Origin of the sequence: Prosthecobacter sp., from assembly GCF_044378005.1 — a bacterium.
Classification (GTDB): Bacteria; Verrucomicrobiota; Verrucomicrobiia; order Verrucomicrobiales; family Verrucomicrobiaceae; genus Prosthecobacter.
In genome coordinates this window covers 12,886-32,509 of record NZ_JBILYB010000064.1, presented here as the reverse complement: position 1 = coordinate 32,509, position 19,624 = coordinate 12,886, and the positions used below count along the sequence as shown (strand labels likewise).

18 protein-coding genes are annotated in these 19,624 nt (G+C 58.5%); 9 read left to right on the top strand and 9 right to left on the bottom strand.

The genetic code is table 11. The features are described 5' to 3' along the window. Positions 1 to 237: 237 nt before the first annotated feature. Positions 238 to 492, top strand: coding sequence for a hypothetical protein (locus AC6FTP_RS13855; RefSeq protein WP_497207507.1), 255 nt, complete (start codon positions 238 to 240; stop codon positions 490 to 492). 108 nt (positions 493 to 600) lie between these two features. Beyond that, on the top strand, positions 601 to 966 hold the full coding sequence (locus tag AC6FTP_RS13850; protein ID WP_497207506.1) for a Dabb family protein: 366 nt from the start codon (positions 601 to 603) through the stop codon (positions 964 to 966). Positions 967 to 1,038: 72 nt separating this feature from the next. On the opposite strand, the gene AC6FTP_RS13845 is transcribed toward AC6FTP_RS13850, so the two are convergent. Together AC6FTP_RS13845 and AC6FTP_RS13840 are read right to left on the bottom strand one after the other, a co-directional pair. Then, positions 1,039 to 2,211 carry an aminotransferase class I/II-fold pyridoxal phosphate-dependent enzyme gene (locus AC6FTP_RS13845; RefSeq protein WP_497207505.1) on the bottom strand — a complete coding sequence of 391 codons (1,173 nt, stop codon included), beginning with the start codon at positions 2,209 to 2,211 and terminating at the stop codon, positions 1,039 to 1,041. A gap of 33 nt (positions 2,212 to 2,244) precedes the next feature. Then, positions 2,245 to 2,724, bottom strand: a complete 480-nt coding sequence (locus AC6FTP_RS13840; protein ID WP_497207504.1) for an Lrp/AsnC family transcriptional regulator — start codon at positions 2,722 to 2,724, stop codon at positions 2,245 to 2,247. Between the two features lie 242 nt (positions 2,725 to 2,966). Between AC6FTP_RS13840 and AC6FTP_RS13835 the strand changes: the two genes are divergently transcribed. The 3 genes from AC6FTP_RS13835 (at position 2,967) to araD (ending at position 4,456) form a co-directional block, all read left to right on the top strand. Next, the gene (locus AC6FTP_RS13835) at positions 2,967 to 3,344 is read left to right on the top strand and encodes a rhodanese-like domain-containing protein (RefSeq protein WP_497207503.1); all 378 of its coding nucleotides are present in this window, start codon (positions 2,967 to 2,969) and stop codon (positions 3,342 to 3,344) included. An 86-nt stretch (positions 3,345 to 3,430) separates the two neighbouring features. Beyond that, complete coding sequence (locus AC6FTP_RS13830) at positions 3,431 to 3,739, top strand: hypothetical protein (protein ID WP_497207502.1); 309 nt, start codon at positions 3,431 to 3,433, stop codon at positions 3,737 to 3,739. A gap of 12 nt (positions 3,740 to 3,751) precedes the next feature. Continuing rightward, positions 3,752 to 4,456, top strand: a complete 705-nt coding sequence (gene araD / locus AC6FTP_RS13825) for an L-ribulose-5-phosphate 4-epimerase AraD (RefSeq protein ID WP_497207501.1) — start codon at positions 3,752 to 3,754, stop codon at positions 4,454 to 4,456. On the opposite strand, the gene rpoD is transcribed toward araD, so the two are convergent. Continuing rightward, positions 4,457 to 6,184, bottom strand: coding sequence for an RNA polymerase sigma factor RpoD (rpoD, locus tag AC6FTP_RS13820; protein ID WP_497207500.1), 1,728 nt, complete (start codon positions 6,182 to 6,184; stop codon positions 4,457 to 4,459). 395 nt (positions 6,185 to 6,579) lie between these two features. On the opposite strand from rpoD, the gene AC6FTP_RS13815 reads away from it, so the two are divergent. Both AC6FTP_RS13815 and AC6FTP_RS13810 read left to right on the top strand, forming a co-directional pair. Further along, a complete protein-coding gene (locus AC6FTP_RS13815) occupies positions 6,580 to 7,074 on the top strand; it encodes a hypothetical protein (protein WP_497207499.1) in 495 nt (164 codons plus the stop codon). 65 nt (positions 7,075 to 7,139) lie between these two features. Then, positions 7,140 to 7,985 (top strand): sterol desaturase family protein, encoded by an 846-nt coding sequence (locus tag AC6FTP_RS13810; protein ID WP_497207498.1) that lies wholly within the window; start codon positions 7,140 to 7,142, stop codon positions 7,983 to 7,985. Here AC6FTP_RS13810 and AC6FTP_RS13805 read toward each other — a convergent pair. The 4 genes from AC6FTP_RS13805 to AC6FTP_RS13790 all read right to left on the bottom strand — a co-directional run bounded on the left by AC6FTP_RS13805 (position 7,982) and on the right by AC6FTP_RS13790 (position 14,834). Further along, positions 7,982 to 9,118, bottom strand: coding sequence for an ABC transporter permease (locus AC6FTP_RS13805; protein ID WP_497207497.1), 1,137 nt, complete (start codon positions 9,116 to 9,118; stop codon positions 7,982 to 7,984). The genes AC6FTP_RS13810 and AC6FTP_RS13805 overlap by 4 nt on opposite strands. A gap of 247 nt (positions 9,119 to 9,365) precedes the next feature. Next, positions 9,366 to 11,177, bottom strand: a complete 1,812-nt coding sequence (locus AC6FTP_RS13800; RefSeq protein WP_497207496.1) for a DUF1549 and DUF1553 domain-containing protein — start codon at positions 11,175 to 11,177, stop codon at positions 9,366 to 9,368. A gap of 40 nt (positions 11,178 to 11,217) precedes the next feature. Continuing rightward, positions 11,218 to 12,699 carry a DUF1501 domain-containing protein gene (locus AC6FTP_RS13795; protein ID WP_497207495.1) on the bottom strand — a complete coding sequence of 494 codons (1,482 nt, stop codon included), beginning with the start codon at positions 12,697 to 12,699 and terminating at the stop codon, positions 11,218 to 11,220. A 2-nt stretch (positions 12,700 to 12,701) separates the two neighbouring features. Next, entirely contained in the window at positions 12,702 to 14,834 is a 2,133-nt protein-coding gene (locus AC6FTP_RS13790; protein WP_497207494.1) for a PSD1 and planctomycete cytochrome C domain-containing protein, read from the bottom strand. Between the two features lie 79 nt (positions 14,835 to 14,913). Here AC6FTP_RS13790 and AC6FTP_RS13785 point away from each other — a divergent pair, with 79 nt between their 5' ends. Further along, positions 14,914 to 16,182, top strand: coding sequence for a Gfo/Idh/MocA family protein (locus AC6FTP_RS13785; protein WP_497207493.1), 1,269 nt, complete (start codon positions 14,914 to 14,916; stop codon positions 16,180 to 16,182). Between the two features lie 12 nt (positions 16,183 to 16,194). Continuing rightward, positions 16,195 to 17,295, top strand: a complete 1,101-nt coding sequence (locus AC6FTP_RS13780; protein ID WP_497207492.1) for an SGNH/GDSL hydrolase family protein — start codon at positions 16,195 to 16,197, stop codon at positions 17,293 to 17,295. Between the two features lie 6 nt (positions 17,296 to 17,301). Here AC6FTP_RS13780 and AC6FTP_RS13775 read toward each other — a convergent pair whose 3' ends face one another. Further along, positions 17,302 to 18,159 carry an alpha/beta hydrolase gene (locus AC6FTP_RS13775; protein ID WP_497207491.1) on the bottom strand — a complete coding sequence of 286 codons (858 nt, stop codon included), beginning with the start codon at positions 18,157 to 18,159 and terminating at the stop codon, positions 17,302 to 17,304. A 275-nt stretch (positions 18,160 to 18,434) separates the two neighbouring features. Further along, positions 18,435 to 19,508: a L,D-transpeptidase family protein gene (locus tag AC6FTP_RS13770; protein WP_497207490.1), complete on the bottom strand. Its 1,074-nt coding sequence runs from the start codon at positions 19,506 to 19,508 to the stop codon at positions 18,435 to 18,437. Between the last annotated feature and the right edge of the window lie 116 nt (positions 19,509 to 19,624).

The window sequence follows — 19,624 nt, the reverse complement described above, 5'->3', positions numbered from 1 at the left end:
GCACACGACCGCGTGCGTCCCGTTTCAAAATCGTGATTTGGTTGTCCATAACGTGGGACATCCCTGACTCCCCACGCGCCCCGTTCCAACCGCGTTCCTATGGGCGTTACGGTGACGCTTACGATCATCCGGACAGAAGGAACACTCCTTCTGTCACTGCTGGGTGAGAAGACAGCAGCCAACCCACGCGGCATCAAGTTCCTTGACGCTCCTATCGCGCGCTATGGCAAGTCGGGCATGATTCACCTCGACCCTGAAGTTCAGTCCATCACGCCCGAAACCGCCCTCGTCGATCCCTGGGGAGAGCGATACTACCTCCTGCTCGAATCCACCGGTGACGAACACATCCCGAACCCCGAGCGACTCCCCGGAGCCACAGGCAAGGCGACTCAACGCGCCCCCGAGTCCATCCCTGCCTCCAGTGCGATCTTTTCCTCCGGCCCCGACAAAGATCCCAAGACCTGGGACGACAATGTTTGCAGTTGGCGGTGACTCTGAAAGGATCCTTGTCCTGAAGAAAACTCTTCGTCTTCACTCACCGTGCCGCCTTGGAAAAGCATTGCCAAGCGCTGCAACTGACGCAAAGCGTGCACGTTCTCCATGAAACTGTTCCTCACCCTCACCGCACTCCTCCTGCTCATGACCTCCGCCCCAGCCGCAGATGCCCCGTATCGCCATGTCGTGTTCTTTAAATTCAAGGACACTGCCACGCCCGAGCAGGTGCAGGGCATCGAGAAAGCCTTCATCGAACTGGCGAAGAAGGTGGACACGGTCAAAGCCTTCGAGTGGGGCACGAATGTGAGCCCGGAGAACATCAACGATGGCTTCACCCACTGCTTCTTCGTGACCTTTGCCGACAAGGCAGGCCTCGATGCGTATCTGCCGCATCCGGCTCACTCGGAGTTCGTGAGCCAGCTCAAGCCGATCCTCGATAAGGTCTGCGTGCTGGATTACGTGGCGAAATAAGAGCCCCCCGATTCACTCAAAAAGCCGCGAAAGGATGACCCGTTCGCGGCTTTTTCATGGTGAAGGATTGGCTTACTTCCGCACTTCGTTCACGAACTCTTCCATGAGGTCCATCGCCTTGACGATGAGGTCGGGCGCGGTGGCGTAGCAACAGCGGACAAAGCCTTCACCGGCTTCGCCAAAGGCATTTCCGGGGACGACGGCGACGCTCTTCTTTTCGAGAAGGCCGAAGGCGAACTCCTTGCTGGTGAGGCCGGTGCTGCGGATCTCGGGGAAGACGTAGAAGGCTCCGCCGGGATTGAAGCAGTGGAGGCCCATGCCGTTGAGGCGGCTGACGATGATGTTCCGCCGCATCTCATAGCTCTGGCGCATCTCCTCATAGGCGCTGGCACCCATTTTCAGAGCTTCGATGCCGGCGATCTGGCTCATGATGGGAGCGCAGAGCATGCAGTATTGGTGGACCTTCATCATGGCCTCGCGCAGCGGTGCAGGAGCACAGGCATAGCCGAGGCGCCAGCCGGTCATGGCGAAGGCCTTGCTGAAGCCATGAAGGAGCACGGTGCGCTCTCTCATGCCGGGGTATTCGACGATGCTCTTGTGCTGGCGATTGTCGTAAAGCAGCTCACAGTAGATCTCGTCGGTGAAGACGAAGAGGTCATGCTTCACCGCGAGTGCGGCGATCTTTTCCAACTCTTCAGGAGGCATGATGCCACCGGTGGGATTGGTGGGGAAGTTCAACGCGATGATCTTCGTCTTCGGCGTGATGGCCTTTTCGACATCGGCGGCCATGAGCGCGAAGTTGTTTTCCTCACGCGTATTCACCACGACGGGCACGCCGTAAGCCATCTTGATGCTCGGGCTGTAGCTGACGTAGCAGGGCTCATGATAGATGACTTCGTCGCCAGGATTCAAAACGGCACGGAAGGCGATGTCGAGCGCCTCACTGACGCCGACGGTGACGAGGATCTCCGTCTTCGGGTCGTAGGTGACGCGGAATTGCTTTTCCACGTATTCGCTGATGAGCACGCGGAGGGGCTCCAGACCGAGGTTCGAGGTGTAGCTGGTCTGGCCTTTTTCCAGGGAGCGGATGACCGCCTCGCGGATGGGCCAGGGCGTGGATTTATCCGGCTCACCGACGCCGAGGGAGATGACGTCCGTGCGGCCGATGACGAGTTCGAAGAAATCGCGAATGCCAGAGCGCGGGAGGTCGCGGACCTGGGTACAGAGTTTATTGTGGTAGTCCATTGAGGTTGGGCAAAGACAGTTCTGGACGACACACTAGGGACTGACGGGCAGACGCTCTTCGTCGCCGACGGCATTGACCAGGAAACCGGCCTGCTTGTAGGCCTTCAACTGGAAGTGCGTGGCGGTGGACAGCACGCCGCCGAGCGTGCTGAGCTTTTCAGCGATGAAGTTCGCCACATCGAGGAGGTCTTTGCCCTCGACGAGGATGGCGAGGTCGTAACCACCGCTCATGAGGAAGCACTCGCGGACCTGATCAAACTTGGCGATGCGGCGGGCGAGACGGTCGAAGCCACCTTCGCGCTCGGGGGTGATCTTCACTTCGACGAGGGCTGTGACGCCTTTCTGGCCTGCTTTCTGACGATCGACGACCGCGTTGTAACCCAGGATCGTGCCATCGGCCTCGGCGGCGGCGATGCGGCGGCGCACTTCGTCTTCCGTGAGGCTGAGGATTCCAGCCAGCTCAGCAGCGGAGCGGTTGGAGTTGATGGCGAGGAGGTGGATTAATGGGTCCATAAGGAGGGCGCAGATATAAGCACTGATCAGAATGCACGCACGCTTTTGTTGTCTCCAGAAAGCTTCCTCGCGCCTCCCCCCGAAAGCAAAGAGCCTACTTTTCCCTGCACGATTCAACGTTGCCACACGTACAAGGATCGAAGACACGCCCCATCTGGAATAAAATGCCAGTCAGGGCGTCTGACTCCAGTCCGGTCCGCCGGGCAAAACACAACAAACCAAACTAACCATCGAACAACATCATGAAGAAACTCCTCGCCCTCGCCTTCGCGCTCGTCGCCTCCACCGGTTTCGCTGCCGAATTCCCTGACATCAGCATCGCGGATCTGAAGACCGCCATCGCTGAGAAGAAAGTCGTCGTTATCGACGTCAATGGTGCCGCTTCTTACACCGCTGGTCACGTCCCAGGTGCCATAGACTTCGCCACCAAAGGTGGTGACCTCGCCAGCGCCCTTCCTGCTGACAAGGGCGCACTGGTCGTCGCTTATTGCGGTGGCCCAAGCTGCTCCGCTTACAAGAAGGCTGCCAGCAAAGCTGCTGAACTCGGCTACACCAACGTGAAGCACCTCTCCGCAGGCATCTCCGGCTGGAAAAAAGCTGGTGAGTCCCTTGAGAAGTAATTCACCTCCGTGAATCCGCACGCCGGGATGCTGGACAAGTGCCACATCCCGGCGTTTTTATGTCCACGACTTAACGCCCCATTCTCATGAAGACACTCCTCCTCACATTGTCCCTCCTTTCTGCTGCTCTTCAGGCCGCAGATACTCCGAAAGCCGTTACTTATGAAGGTAAGATCACCGGCGTCGTCTGTGTCTCCTGCAAAGAGCATGTGGCCGGTGCCCTGATGCAAAAGCTGCCCGGTGTGGTCAGTGTGGATGTGAAGCCCGGTGATGCCGAGGCAAACAAGCTGATCATTGTGGCCAACAGTGATTCGATCACCAAGGAATCCGCCATTGAAGCGCTTGGCACCTACGCGAAGAACTACGGCATCGTCAGTCTGGCGAAGAAGCAGTAATCGTCTTCCTCCATGCTGCTGCCTGATCTACGTGCCCAGATTTGTGACGCCAATCGTGCCCTCGTGCCCAGCGGTCTCGTGCGACTCACTTGGGGCAATGTTTCGGGCATCGACCGCGCCAGCGGGCTGTGGGGCATCAAGCCCAGCGGTGTGGACTATGACAAGCTGACGCCGGCGGACATCGTGCTGCTGGATCTGAAAGGCAAAGTGGTGGAGGGCACCTTGCGCCCCTCATCCGACACGAAGACGCACCTGCACCTCTACCGTGAGTTTGCCGAGATTGGCGGCATCACGCATACGCACAGCCTGAATGCCACGATCTTCTCCCAAGCGGGAAGGGAAGTGCCCTGCTTCGGCACGACTCATGCGGATCACTTCCATGGCACGGTGCCTGTGGTGCGGGCGCTGACGCCTGCGGAAGTCGAGGCGGACTACGAGCACTTCACTGGCGTGGCCATCGTGGAGCGGTTGCGTGAGCTGGGGCTAAGTCCCATCGAGATGCCTGCGGTGCTTCAGTTGCACCACGCACCCTTCACCTTTGGCAGGACAGCGATGGATTCGGTGAACAACAGCATCGCTCTGGAGATGTGCGCTCAGATGGCTCTCGGCAGCTACGCGCTGAATCCGACGCTGCAGCCCATCCCTGGGCACATTTTGGAAAAGCACCATCTGCGCAAGCACGGCCCGAACGCCTACTACGGTCAGGGGAAGCACTGATCACTCTGCGCCGAAGAATCCACCCAGCTTCCGAATGCGCGTCGGATGACGCAGCTTGCGGAGGGCCTTGGCTTCGATCTGGCGAATGCGCTCACGGGTGACCTGAAACTGCTTGCCCACTTCCTCCAGCGTTCGGCCTGCACCATCGACGAGACCGAACCGCTGCTCCAGCACCTCGCGCTCACGCGGATTGAGGGTGTCGAGCACGTCCTTGAGTTTGTCGCGAAGAAGATTCATGGCCGTGAGCTCCATCGGGTCACGCGCTTCTTTATCTTCGATGAAGTCACCAAACTCGGTGTCGCCATCGCCTTCGCCCACTTTTGCCTGCATGGAGACGGGCTGCTGAGACATGCGCAGAACGGCATTCACACGCTCGACGGGCAGATGAATCTCCTCAGCGATCTCATCCGGCGTTGGATCGCGACCGAGTTCCTGAACGAGCTGCTTGTGTACGCGCATCAGCTTGTTGATCGTCTCGATCATGTGGACCGGGATGCGGATCGTGCGTGCCTGATCGGCGATGCTGCGGGTGATGGCCTGACGAATCCACCAAGTGGCGTAGGTCGAGAATTTGTAACCGCGGCGGTACTCAAATTTCTCCACGGCTCGCATGAGGCCCATGTTCCCCTCTTGAATGAGATCGAGGAAGGACAGGCCGCGATTGGTGTACTTCTTGGCGATGGAAATGACGAGGCGCAGATTGGCCTCGATCATCTCCGTTTTTGCGCGCGTGGAGTCCGCGACACACTGGCGGGAGTGGGCTGCCATATTGCGGAAGCCTTCCGCCGTCTGCCAGGCATCCTGCTCGAATTGGTAAAGCCGTTCCTTCAGCTCCTGAGTGCGCGGATGTAGGTGGATTTCACGTTCCAGAGCGTGGAGTTCGTCGAGTTTGCGCTCGATGAGGGCGACGAAGTCTTCGTTGATCTTCTGCTTGAAGTAGAACTTCGCGCAGAATTTGAAAAACGCGGTGCGTGAGCTTTCGAAGCCGGACTTGGCAGTGGCCTGCTTCTTGCCGACCGTGGAGCCGACTGTCTTGTAATACTGGGCGCACTTCTGAAAGGCGTCTGCAGCCTGACCGATGAGTGGGGGGAGCTTTTTGAAATAGAGTTCACGTTCCTCGCTCTTCCGGTCGATCACGAGCCGGTCGAACCGCTCCATGCCGTTTGAGAGATTGCGGGCATATTGAAGATAGCTGGCTGCTACGAAGCCGATGTTTTGCAGGCACTGCTGGAGGTTGGTCTCTGCTTTTTCGATGCGCTTGGAAATCTCGATCTCCTGCTCACGTGTCAGCAGGGGCACTTGGCCCATCTGACGAAGATACATGCGCACGGGATCGTCAAACATGTCGAGCCGTGCATCTTCCTTGGCGATTGTGGCTGCGGCAGCAGCAGCAGCGGCATCGAGCTTCGGAGCCAGGGCGGCCAAGAGGGCGCGGGGTGGTGAGTCGTTCTCGTCCGTGATGCGGATCTCCAGGGAGCGCAGGCGGGAGATGACCTCGTCGATCAGATCGACGGTGACGATGCCGGAGGGCAGAGCCTCATTGATGTCATCCCAGTTCAGATGGTCCTGATCTTTGGCCAGCCGGATGAGTCCGCGGATGCGGGACTGCACTTCAGGCGAGTTGATGTCGTTAAAAATGCTGACCGCCGGTGCTGTTGCATAGCCGTTTTTGGGTGGACGCCCACGACGACGCTTGAGCAGGATGCCATCCGGGGAGACGAGAGGCATGGCTGTGGCCGCAGGTTTATCCACCAGCGGATACTTGCGTGGGCGGCCACGTCCACGCTTTACGGGCTGAGCATCTGCTTGAGTAGGCACAAATGCAGACACCACTACAGCGGCAGGCGCGGCAATGGGGCGTTTTTTATTTGTTCCTGAAGCTGGTTTTTTAGAGACGGCCATAGTGCCGTGAGGCGTCTGGGGGGCGGAGGCAGGCAACGCCATGGGGGTGGTGGTGCGCGGGGGGCGCAATTATCAGAGCGCCCCCCGTGCGGTCAAGGTGATCTTCCTTTGTTTCAGAGAAACTCGAAGCCTGTCTTCGAGGGGAAAGCGGTTGCCTCCTGGAAGTCAGCGTGCTAGCAGACGCCCCCCTTTCCCCAACCCCATACCGCATCGGCTACCTCATGACCGCCCAGCAAATTTTCGAAGCCATTGGCACTGATCTGCGCACTGAAATCCTCACTTACATCCAGACTGAGGAACGCCCCGCCTATCGTGCGATGCTGAATTCGCTGGCTGCTGCTCGCAAGCTGCGCCCTCAGTTTGTGCTCGAAAAATCACGAATTCAGCAGCAGGAGTGGCTGATCAACCAGCTCAATCTGAAAACGAACGGCCCTGTCATCGAGCAGCTCATCCAGATCTGGCTACTGAAATCCCAGAGCAAAATGCTCATCACCTTTCTGGATGCTCTAGGCGTCGAGCATGATGGGAAAGGTCAGGTCGAGAACCTGCCCGCTGAAATCGCCGAGGAGAAGGCCCTCGCTGCCGTCCAGGCTCTCATGGCGGCTTACCCAGAACGTCAGGTGGCTCTCTACCTGCACATGTTCCAGATGCAGCGTCCCGAAGGTTGGGAAGGGCTCACGAAGGCCATCGAGGCCAATCCTGGCGTGAAGCTCTGACTGCCACCATGGGTGGACTCACGTTTGGACAGCACGAGATGATCCGGTGATTCGTATCAGAACTCATGGAAGCCTTTCGTGAACAAAGCCTCATGCTTTTCAGCGTGCCGCTGATTCTTGCTGCCATCCTCATCGAGATCGCCGTCACGCATTTCCGCCGCATCCGCGCTTACAGCTGGCGGGAGACATTGACGAACTTCTACCTCGCCACACTCAATGGCAGCCTCGATCTCCTCCTGCGTGCCATCGTTGTGCTGCCCGTGCTTGGCTTATGCTGGCACTGTCGAGTGTTCACCTGGGAGAAGGGGTGGCTTTACTGGACGGCACTCTTCGTTTTGGAGGACTTCGCGTATTATGTGCTTCACTTCGTCGATCATCATTGCCGCCTTTTTTGGGCTGTTCACGTCACCCACCACTCCTCGCCTGAATTCAATCTAACCACGGGCTTTCGCTCCTCCGTTTTCCAGCCTGTTTATCGTACTGCCTACTTCGCACCCATTGCCTTGCTGGGTTTTGAGCCGCTGGACGTTCTTTTCATGTATGCCGCCACCCAGATCTACGGCAGCCTCATCCACACCGAGTGCATCGGCAGGCTTGGCTGGCTCGAATACATCTTCGTCACTCCATCGCATCACCGCGTACATCATGCCTCGAATCCCCGTTATCTGGACAAAAACATGGGCATGTGTCTCATCGTGTGGGACAAGCTGTTCGGCACCTTTGCTACAGAAGATGCGGCCGATCCACCACGCTATGGATTGACCAGGGAGATCCCGGACCGAGGCCCTGTGAACATCGTTTTTCACGAATGGCGGGGGATGTTTCGTGACTTCCGTCAAAGCCAGTTGCCCTGGCCGAAGCGCCTCGGTTATTTGTTTCGTGGTCCCGGCTGGAAACCCGAAGGAAGCTAGCTCCGCATTCGCAGCCGGTCCATGATCACTGCACCGAGGATCACGAGTCCGAGCACGATCTTCTGTGTGTTGCTCTCGACGTTGGTCAGGTTCATCCCATTTTGCAGCACGGCGATGATAAAGGCACCCGCCAATGTGCCTCCCATCGTCCCTTTGCCTCCGCTCAGGCGCGTGCCACCCACGACCACGGCGGCGATCACATACAGCTCATACATGCTGCCATAAGTCGGCGAACCGCTTTTCAAAAGTGAGGCCGTGATTACTCCACCGAGCCCGGCCAGCAGGCCGGAGATCACATACGCCAGCATCACAATCCTCCGCACTGGCAGTCCAGATAGCGTGGCTGCTTCATAGTTTCCGCCTACCGCATACAGGTGTCTTCCGAAGCGCGTCTGCGTCATTACCCCATGCGCCAGCGCATAGAGACAGAGCATCAGCAGCACAGCATTCGGGATGCCCATCACGTCTGCTCCGCGTCCCAGCCAGACAAAGCTCTCCGGCACCTGGTAGATCGACTGATTCTCCGCCAACCGATACGCCAGACCACTCGCCGCCAGCATGACCGCCAGCGTCACGATGAAGGGCGGTACGCTGAGCCGGGTGATGATCAAACCCGTGGTCCAGCCGATGATGCCACACAGGAGAATGCCGCCGAGTGCGGCTGCCAGCATCCCGATCATGCTGGCTTCAGTGCCGCCAAAGACATCGCGGATCAGCAGCGTGGTCGCGATGGCAGAAATCGCGATCAGACTTCCCACGCTTAGATCGATCCCGCTCGTGATGATCACCATCGTCATCCCGATCGCCAGAATGGCGATCACTGCGATCTGATTGGCGATGTTCACCAGATTGTCCGCCTTCAAGAAAGTCGGCCAGCGTTCCGTGCGTGGAGCGATAATCACGGGCTGCCCCAGGGCAGGGAAGTCCTCGCCCGCATCCTGCAGCACCAGCCAGCCCGAGGAGGTGGAACTGCAAAGGATCGCCTTCAGTTTCATCTGCCGGGCCACCAGAGACTCCAGGGCAGCACGCGCTGTCTTTGGATTTCCCATCACCTGTGTGGCAATGTCGGGTGTCAGCTTATTTAGAATCGCCGCCAGTTCCCGATCCTCCGCACTCTCCCCGACGGCAATCATGACAGAACCGGCAGAAGTCGGGAGAGCACTTATTATCTGTTTTGCTGCCGCCTCACCTGAGAGTGGCTGCTCTCGCAAAGTCACGACACTGAAAAGAGCACATAGAAGCGCCAGCACTCCGAAGATGCCAAGATTGGACCCAAGACGCCGCCAACGTTGATTCATTAGACTCTCATTCTGTCTCGGCCTCACCTGGCAGAGCAAGCTCAACAGAGGTGTTTTTTGCGTGGATTGAGCCAGGCCCAGCTCAATCCACAAACATCGTCTCATTCGTCGCCAGCAGAGCCTGGGCGAACTGCTCCCACATGGTGAGGGCGGAGTCTGTGGGTTGTTTCAGAAACTCCAGGGCGATGGCGAGTTCTTCCGCCTCGGGTTCGCGGGCAAAGAGGAGTTCATAGGCGTGGCGGATGCGTGAGGTGTCATCACTGCCACTTTGCTGGAGTCGTTGGGCGAGTTTTTTCGACTGGTCGATGATGAAAGGGCTGTTCATCACGAAAAGCTTCTGTGTGGGCGTGGTGCTGCTGCTTCGGCGCGCGGCATGGACGTTCGCATCCGGGTAATCGAAGAGCATCAGCGTCTTGTTCAGCTCGCGGCGGCTGATCTGGGAGTAGATCGTGCGCTTGTGATGCGTGGAAGCATCGAGGCTCAGTGACTGGCCACCTTCCAGTGTGAGCGTTCCAGCGGCGGCCATGATGGCATCGCGCCAGGCTTCGATCCCGAGTTGGCGGCGATTCATGCGCCATAGATGGTCATTCGCCTCGTCGAGTTGCGCATTCGCGGCGCTGCCGCTGCTGCTCTGGCGATAGGTGGCAGACGTGACCAGCTCGCGCATGAGTCGCTTCACCGACCAGCCGTTCTGCATGAAGCGGAAGGCGAGGTCGTCGAGCAGTTCGGGATGGGTGGGCTTGTCACCTGTCGCGCCGAAGTTGCTCGTGGTGCGTGCCAGCGGCTTGCCGAAGAGCAGATCCCACACGCGATTCACCATTACGCGGGCTGTGAGCGGATTGGCTGGATCAGAGATCTGGCGGGCCAGCTCCGAACGTCCACTGCCTTGCTTAAACTTCACCGTCTCGCCCTTGCTGAGCACCTGCAACCACCCACGCGGAGCCACGGCTCCGGGCGTCTCGACATCGCCACGATCATAGACGGGCAAGTCATGCGGATTGAGGTCACGCACGATGTGCAGGGTGCCGGGGTCCATCTTGTCGGCCAATGTTTTGCTGTCCTCCTCCTTGCCATCGGGTCGCAGGTTCACCATCTGCACCGAGGCGAAGACTCCGGCCATTGCGTAGTAATCACGAGCCGTGATCGGGTCGAACTTGTGATCGTGGCAGCGTGCACAGGCCACGGTGAGGCCGAGGAAGGTCTGCGAAACGGTGTCCACCTGCTCCGACCACTCCTCCGCCTGCACATCGAGCCGACCACGTGCATACAGCTTGTGACCGAGGCCGAGAAAGCCGAGCGCTGCGAGGTCCGCCTTGTTCTCCGGCTCGATCAAATCAACGGCGAGCTGCTTCTCGATGAACCGGTCATACGGAAGATCCGCATTGAACGCGGCGATCACCCAGTCCCGATAGCGCCAGGCGTTTGGATAGCTAAACGATGAGTTGTTGCCCACCTGATGCGCCTGATCCTCGGCATAGCGCGCGAGATTCAGCCACACACTCGCCATGCGTTCACCAAAAGCTCGGCGACCGAGCAAATCATCCACGAGCCGCGCATAGGCATCCGGGCGCGCGTCATTCACAAACGCCCGCACTTCCTCCGGCGTCGGCGGCAGACCCGTGAGATCAAAAGTCACACGGCGGATCAAGGTCCGCGCATCGGCCTCGCGTGAAGGCGTGAGCTCCTTGGCCTCCATGCTTGCGAGGATGAAGTGATCCTCCCGCCCACGCGGCCAAGTCGTGTCCTTCACCTTTGGCAAGGCCCGCGCCTTCGGCGGCACGAAGGACCAGTGCTGACGCGCCTTCGCCCAATCTATCGCCATCGGCTCCGCCGCCTGCATGATGACGCAGAGCAGGAGCGATATCGCAATGAATTGGAACGGGGCGTTTGGCACTTGTCCAAAACGCGGCGTGAACGGCATTTTCCTCTTCAAATCACGCAATCAGCCCCTTCACCACCTTCGCCGGATTCACGCCGGTGAGGCGGAAGTCGAGGCCTTGGAAGCGGTAGCTGAGCTTGTTGTGATCAAGGCCGAAGAGGTGGAGGATCGTGGCGTGGAAGTCGTGCATGGACACGGGATCGCGGGCGACGTGCCAGGCGAAGTCGTCGGTCTCACCATGGACCTGACCGCCCTTGATGCCGCCGCCGGCCATCCACAAACTGAAGGCGGCGGGATGATGATCGCGACCAGTGACTTTCTTGAATCCCTTGCGGTTCTCGCCGAGCGCGGTGCGGCCGAACTCGCTGCCCCAGACGACGAGCGTGGTGTCGAGCAGGCCGCGTTGTTTCAGATCCTTCAGCAGCGCGGCAATGGGCTGATCGACCATCTGGCAATTGTGTGCGAGCTGCGGATCGAGGGCGCTGTGATGATCCCACGAGGCGTGGATGATGTTCACGAAGCGCACACCGCGCTCGACCATGCGCCGCGCCTGCAAGCAATGTCGCGAGAAGGTCTGGAAATTGCCGATGCCGCCGAGATTGCTCTTGATGGGCGGCTCGATTCGGTTCACGCCATAGGCATCGAGCGTGGTCTGCGACTCGCCGCTGAGATCGACCAGCTCAGGAGCCGAGCTTTGCATGCGAAAGGCGAGCTCGTAGCTGTTGATGCGTGCGGCGATCTCGGGATCGCCGATGTGCATGTGCTGGAGGCGGTTGAGATCATTCAGGGCGCGAATGCTCGCTGATTGCATCTCCGGCGTGATGCCATCGGGATTGGCGAGATTTAGCACAGGCGAGGCTCCGTTGCGAAACATCACGCCGCCATACGACGACGGCAGGAAGCCGCTCGACCACGTGGAACTGCCGCCGGGCAAGCCACGGCCTTTGCTGACCATCACGACATACGACGGCAGTTCCTGCGAGGCATTGCCGAGGCCATACGTCACCCATGAGCCGACGCTCGGACGTCCAAGCAAGGCTGCGCCGCAGTTCAACATGAGCTGGCCGGGCAGGTGATTGAACTGCGTCGTGTGCATCGAACGGATCAAAGCGATGTCGTCCGCGCACGTCGCAATGTGCGGCAGCAGATCGCTGATCTCCATGCCGCATTGACCGTGCTTTTTGAAGACACGCTTCGTGCCCATCACGGTGGCCGACTCTTTTTGCAGGAAGGCGAACTTCGCATTGCCCACGATAGAATCAGGCAGCGGCTGGCCGTCGTATTTGTTCAGCAGCGGCTTCGGATCAAAGAGATCCATCTGACTCGGTCCACCTTCGAGGAAGATGAAGATACAGCGCTCTGCCTTCGGCGCGAAATGCGACACACGGGTCGAAAGCGGATTCGCGGGGATGCTTGCATCTTCTGCCAGCAGGCCGTCCTGCTTTAGCAACGAGGCCAACGCGAGCGTCCCCAGCCCGCAGGAACTCGTCGCGAGGAAGTCGCGGCGGGTTTGGGTAAAATAATCTTGGGGGGACATGGCTATTGGCGGTTGATGAACTCATCGAGATTCATGAGCACGCGTGCGGTGGCGACGAGAGTGGCAGCTTCGATAGCTTCGGTTGGCGAAACAGCCTTTTCGATGATGCCAAGAGCTTTGAGAGCGTTGGAACCATCGGATTGCACGCGGGCTTTTTGTTCAGCGTGGAAGGCTTGTAGCCGGGAAAGCTCCTCGGGGCGTGGTTGGCGGTTCAACACGAGATAGAAGATCTTTTGCTGCCGTTCTTTAGGCTGGCTTTCACGCATGACTCTCAAGGCCAGCGACTGCGCGGCTTCAACAAAAGCTCCGTCATTCATCATCGTGAGGGCCTGTAGCGGTGTGTTGCTGCGTTCACGGCGCACGCAAGCATCAGCAGCGTCAGGACCGTCGAAGGTAGTGAGCATTGGGTAGAGCACGCTGCGCAGTGTGATGATGTAAAGGCTGCGGCGGTAGCGCTCAGCACCGGGACTGGCCTGCCAGTTCGACGAGCGACCGACTTCAAACACATCCTCCGGCAACGGCGGGCGGAAGCTGGGACCGCCAATGCTGCGCGTGAGCATGCCGCTGACGGCGAGCGCGGAGTCGCGCAGGATTTCGGCATCGAGGCGGATGCGATTCTGGCGAGACAGCAGGCGGTTCAGCGGGTCGATGACGACAATGTCATCGCGATGCGCAGATGATTGCTTGTAGGTGGCGGATGTGACAATGAGCTTGATAAGCTGCTTGCGGCTCCAGCCCTGGCGCATGAACTCGGAGGCGAGCCAATCGAGCAACTCGGGATGAGAGGGCGACTCGCCGCTAGTGCCAAAGTCGTCAGGTGTTCGCACGAGGCCGGTGCCAAAGAGCTTGCTCCAGATTTGATTCACCGCGACGCGGCTGGTGAGCGGATGATTGGGCGACACGAGCCATTTCGCGAGATCGAGGCGGTTCGGCTCGGGCTGTGCGGGCTTGTTCATCGGTGGCAGTGACGAAAGGCTCGCAGGCATGACATCAGGGCCGCGCCGGGTGTAGTCCCCGGCCATGTGGACGTAAGTCTGTCGGCGATCCTTGGTCACTTCAGCGAGCGCGGGAGCCTTGGTTGTGGGCTCGTCGCGATCGTCGGTGTTGTCGAAGAAAGCGTAGAAGCTGTAGTAATCGCGGATGGTGATCGGATCGTATTTGTGCGTGTGACACTGAGCGCAGCCGACAGTGAGGCCCATCCAAACGCGGCCAGTCGTGTTGACGCGATCGGCGAGGTTTTGGAAACGCGCTTCTTCTTTGTCGAGACCCGCCTCCGTGTTGAGCGCTGCATTGCGATGAAAGCCGGTGGCGGCGATTTGCTCGCGTGTGGCATTAGGCAACAGGTCACCCGCGATTTGCTCGATGGTGAATTGATCGAAAGGCAGGTCGCGGTTGATGGCATGGATGACCCAGTCGCGATAACGATAAGCATTCGGGCGCAGGCCATCGCCGAGGAAGCCGCTGCTGTCGGCGTAGCGGGCCATGTCCAGCCAGTGACGCGCCCAGCGCTCACCTAAGTTGGGCGAAGCCAAAAGCCTGTCCACGAGGGCGGCATACTTGTCGTCGGACCAGTCGCTCAGGTCTGACAAGTCGGATGGAGTGGGAGGCAGTCCGGTGAGGTCGAGGAAGACGCGCCGGATCAGAGTGATAGGATCGGCTTCGGTAGCAGGCTTGAGGTCGTGTTTAGCGAGTTCGTGCTCGATGAAGGCGTCGATGGAGTTCGTGTTCTTCGAGGTCGGCACGGCTGGCCGTTTGATCGGAGCGAAGGCCCAATGATTCTGATATTCGGCACCTTCGGTGATCCAGCGGTGAAACAGATCTCGTTCGGTTTTTGTGAGCTGCTTCGGCGAGGAGGGTGGTGGCATCACATCATCGGGATCGGCGGTGGTGATGCGATGCCAGAACTCGCTGTCATCCGGTTTGCCAGGCTTGATGGTCTGTTTGACCGCCTCGGCACGCACATCGAGCCGGAGGTCGGCCTCACGCTTGTCTTCGTCGGGACCGTGGCAGGCGTAACACTTCGCCGCGAGGATCGGGCGGATGTCGCGATTGAACTCTACTTTGCCATCCGCAAACACGTTGAACACCCACAGGAAAAGGGCGCTGGTGATGGTGAGTAGAGAGTTTAATCGCATGAAATGAGGCTTCATTCATACGAGTGAAAGAACAGAAATTGTGCGTCTTCTAGCTATCGATATTCACCCCACCTCAGCCATGAACACATCACGTCGTCAGTTTCTCCAGTCCACGTTTCCACTTATCCTTCCAGCCGCCGTGCTAGGGCGTGCTGGTGCCTTTTCTCCGAATGGGAAGATCCGTCTCGCCTGCATCGGTGTAGGAGGGCAGGGGACGAGCAATTTGCGCGCCTTCCTCGCGGATGAACGCGTGCAGGTCGTGGCCATCTGCGATGTCGATGGCCAGCATCGGGATCGCGCGATGGAGCTGGCCAAGCTCACGAAGGCGGATTGCTACAATGACTTCCGCGAGGTGCTGGCCCGCAGCGATGTGGACGCCATCATGAATGCCACGCCGGATCACTGGCATGCTCACATCGCTGTCGCCGCCGCGCAGGCAGGCAAGGATTTGTATTCGGAGAAGCCGCTCGGGGCGAGCATCGGTGAAGGTAGGGCTATCTGCGATGCGGTAAGTCAAAACAAACGCGTGTTGCAATGTGGCACTTGGAGGCGCTCAGGATTGAAGGTGCGCATGGCCTGCGAACTCGTGCGCAACGGCTACATCGGCGAACTGAAGGAGATCGAAGTCGGTGTGCCCGGAACTTTTGCGATTCGAGGTGGCTTCACCGGACTCGAAGGTCCCGAGCCCGTGCCCTCGCACCTCGACTACGCCATGTGGCTGGGCAGTGCTCCTGAGCGGCCTTACACGGCAGCGCGTTGTCATTTTAACTTCCGCTGGATCGATGAATATGCCCCCGGCTACATCACCGACTGGGGGGCGCACTTCGTCGATGTCGCGCAATGGGGCGCTGGCATGGATGAAACTACGCCCGTCGAAGTCAGTGCCACTGAGGTGAAACGCCGGGACAAAGGTCTCTACGACGCGCCTGAGCAGTTCCGCATCGAATACCGTTACTCGAACGGCGTGAAGATGACGATGTTCAGCACCACGGACAAGGCCACCTACGGCACCAAATTCATCGGCAGCGAAGGCTGGGTCTTCACCGAGGCCGAGGCGCTCAAGGCCAGCAGCATGGACATCCTTCGCATCAAAATGAAGGAGACTGACACACGTCTCTTTGTTTCAAAGCATCATCATCGAAACTTCATTGATGCCGTGCTTTCACGCGGACAGACCGCTGCACCTGCGGAGATCGCCCAGCGCGCCGCCGTCATCTGCCACATGGGCACCATCGCTGCCAAGGTGGGCCAGCCTCTGAAGTTCGATCCAAAGTCGGAGCGCTTCGAGTCCAACGATGCCGCCAATGCCATGCTCACCCGCACCATGCGTGGTCCTTGGAAAATTTAATCATCCCGCGCCATGAAACTTTTCCTTCTACTCTTCACCCTGGTCAGTGTGACCGTCGCTCATGCTGGTGAACTTCAACTCACCCTGCCTCCCGTCATCTATGCCACGCCTGATGTGCAGATGAGCATTTACCATGACAACATCGTGCTCACCGAGAAGCCTGAGGACTACCGCTTCGAGTTTTCCTGCAAACTCGGCAAGGCCGAAGCCCGACGCTGGACGGTGAAACCCACTGACGGTGATGTGGGAGATCATCCGATCGAGATCACTGTCAAAGACGCTGGCGGCAAAGTGCTGGAGCAGGGCAAAACCACGCTGCACATCTCTTCACGCAAAGCAGGTGCAGAAAAATCGCTGCGCCTGCTCATCATCGGAGACAGCCTCACGCACGCCACCATCTACTCGAACGAGATTGCCAACCTGCTCACGCGCCCAGGCAACCCCAAATGGCTCATGCTTGGCACGCATCATCCCGCCAGTGCCCTGCCCACCGTGAATCACGAAGGCTATGGCGGATGGAAATGGAGCGACTTCCTCACGAAATACACCGCACCAACACCCGGCGTGACCGCAGGTCCGCTCGCGCGCAAATCCACCAGCCCCTTCATTTTCCCGTCTGGCGATGGCAAGAAGGGTGTCTTTGATTTGAAGCGCTATTTCAAAGAGCACTGCGATGGCGTGCCGCCCGATGTCGTCACCTTCCTGCTCGGTATCAACGACTGCTTCGGCGCTGATCCAAACGCACCTGACGCGAAGGTCAACGAAGTGCTCGACCAGGCCGACAAGCTCCTCGCCGAGTTTCACAAAGCCGCGCCGAAAGCCTTGCTCGCCGTCGGTTTGACTACACCACCGAACTCACGTCAGGAAGGCTTCACCGCCAACTATAAAGATAAATACCCGCGCTGGGGTTGGAAGCGCATCCAGCACTGTCTCGTCCAACGCATGATCGAGCGTCTCTCCCATCGAGAGAAGGATGGCATCCACCTTGTGCCGACTGAACTCAATCTCGATCCAGTGGATGGCTATCCCAATAACAACGGCGTTCACCCCAACCCTGTTGGCTACGCGCAGATTGGCGCAAGCTTCTATTCGTGGATGAAGTCGAGGCTCTGAGTGCGGTTACTTCTTCTGCACTTTGGCGACAAATTCCAACAACGCATTCGTCGCCGGATCTTCCTGCTTGCCGAGATTGTCATTGAGTTTGCTGTGGTCGGTGTCCTTCGCGCCAAAGACGGTTGTTGGCACACCGGCTTCCGTCAGCACCATGCCGAAGCGGCGTGCCTGAATGGAGGTGTCGGGGTGATTCGCGACGTGCAGGATGAGGAAGGGCGGGATGCTCTTTCCCTTCGCCACATGTGTTACTGCGGAGAAGTCTTGGTGCTTCTCGGGGGAGTCACCGAATTTCAGCCGGTGACCATATTTCGGCATCGGCATGCCATGCACGCGCAGACGCGTCTCCGCTGTCTCGATCATCGCCGGGATGTCATAGGTGTCGCCATCGACAGGCACGCAGCCGATGAGAGAATCGAAACTCACGCCTTCGGTCTTCAAATAGCGATCATCTGTGCAAAGAATGGCGGCGAGTTGCGCGCCAGCCGAGTGACCTCCCACAAGCACCCGCTTTGGATCGCCACCGTGTTCAGCGATGTGCTTGCTCACCCATGCTAACGACTTTGCGCAGTCGCGGATGAGAGTCCCCATGTCCACTTCAGGTAGCAGACGGTAGTTGGTGGAGACAAAGACGAAGCCCTTTTCCATAAACCACTGCGGTTTGATCTCCACATCGCTTTTGTCACCCTGCTGCCAGCCGCCGCCGTGAATCCAGAAGACGACCGGCAGGTTCTTGGCGTTCGCTGGTGCATAGATGTCTAGCACATGACGTGCATGGCCGTTTTCGACGTAGGGAATGTTCGATTTCACGTCTTGGGAGAATGCGTTGATGGCGAGTGCAAGACTCGCGAAGAGGAGTGGCTTCATGGCATGGATGCCTGCGGTTGGGAGGCTTATCAACCAACGCTCTCCGTCGTGTTTTCTGCCAGAGAGAATGATCTACTTTTGACGTCTCTGCCGTCTTGCTCATGTGCGCGGTGGCAATGCTGCCTGCTGAAGAATTGCAGGCCTTTGGCATGATGGATGACTTCGACAAAACGCCACTGGGAGTTTTTCATTGTCTTCAGAGAGCCGCCAATCATACTTGGCGGAACTGCCGTCGGGAGTCTTTTGATGCAATCAAATGCAGGGATGCGGCCAACCTACTTCCTCCCGAAGAGTCGTTTGAAAAAGCTGGTCTTGGGTTCTGGGGCAGCCTCCTGTGGTGGCTCTGTTTTTTTGACCTTCGCGACCACGGGCCGCGGCACTGGAGCCTGGCCTTCGATGATAACTGTCATGCCTTGTGTGATCATTTTCACAAGGCGCACGACATCCCAGTTTGTCGTTCTCATGCAGCCATGACTGGCGCTGCGTCCGATGGTCTGCGGGCTGTTGGTGCCGTGGATGCCGATACCGGGCTTGTTCAAGCCGATCCACATGACCCCGACGGGGTTGTTCGGGCCAAGAGGGAGTTGGTAGTAGTTGCCGCTGCGCACGCCGTATTCGAGCACGCTTTTGTCCCAGCGGAAGGTGGGCATCTGTGTGATGCCGACGATGCGCCAGGAGCCTGGAGGGGTGGCGTTGTAACCGCTGCCAGGAGTGATGGGCAGACTGGCGAGGAGCTTCTCGCCTTCCCAGAGATCGAGCAGTTTTTCACGTGTATCGATTTTGATGACGCGGGGCTGATACTCCGGGACTTCAGGCAGCTTGGCGATTTGAGTCAGCTCCTCAATGAGGAAGGGCTGCACGCTGGGGACCTTCACCACATCTCCTGCCTTCAGTGCGCTGAGCTTCATGGGCTGATTGATGAACTCCAAAAAGTCAGGTGCGCAGTGAAAGCGCTCGGTCAAAAACTCCAGCAGCGAGTCATAGGGCAGATACTTTTTTTTGCTTTGCGCGGAAGGCTGGCTGGGCAGATCGCCGACGAAAGTGAAGTCTTCGGGACGAACAGTGTACGTGGTATAGATCTCTGTGATGCTAGTGAGGTCTAGCGTGTGGGTTTCCAGTTCGCTCTCGGGGAGCCCCTGCGCGCGTTGGTAGCGCTTCAGGGCTTTCGTGGTGAACTCACCAGGACGTCCGTCCAACTTTCCTGGACCGTAGAGTTGAGTATCGAGGAAAATCTGGAGCCGCAAAATGTCATCCACGGGCTCTGGGGCCTTGGGCAACGGGTCTGGAATCACCGAAAATACCGGTGCGGCTATCAACAGGGTGAGGATGACGAGAAACAGGTTTTTCATGGGGTGCTTGGCAAACTTCAAGGCGACAGAGCTAAAAATGGCCCAACACTCGGTTCAAGGAATTCAGAGTGAACTTCAGCAACTACGGCAGAGCGGCGATATCAAGACTGATCAAT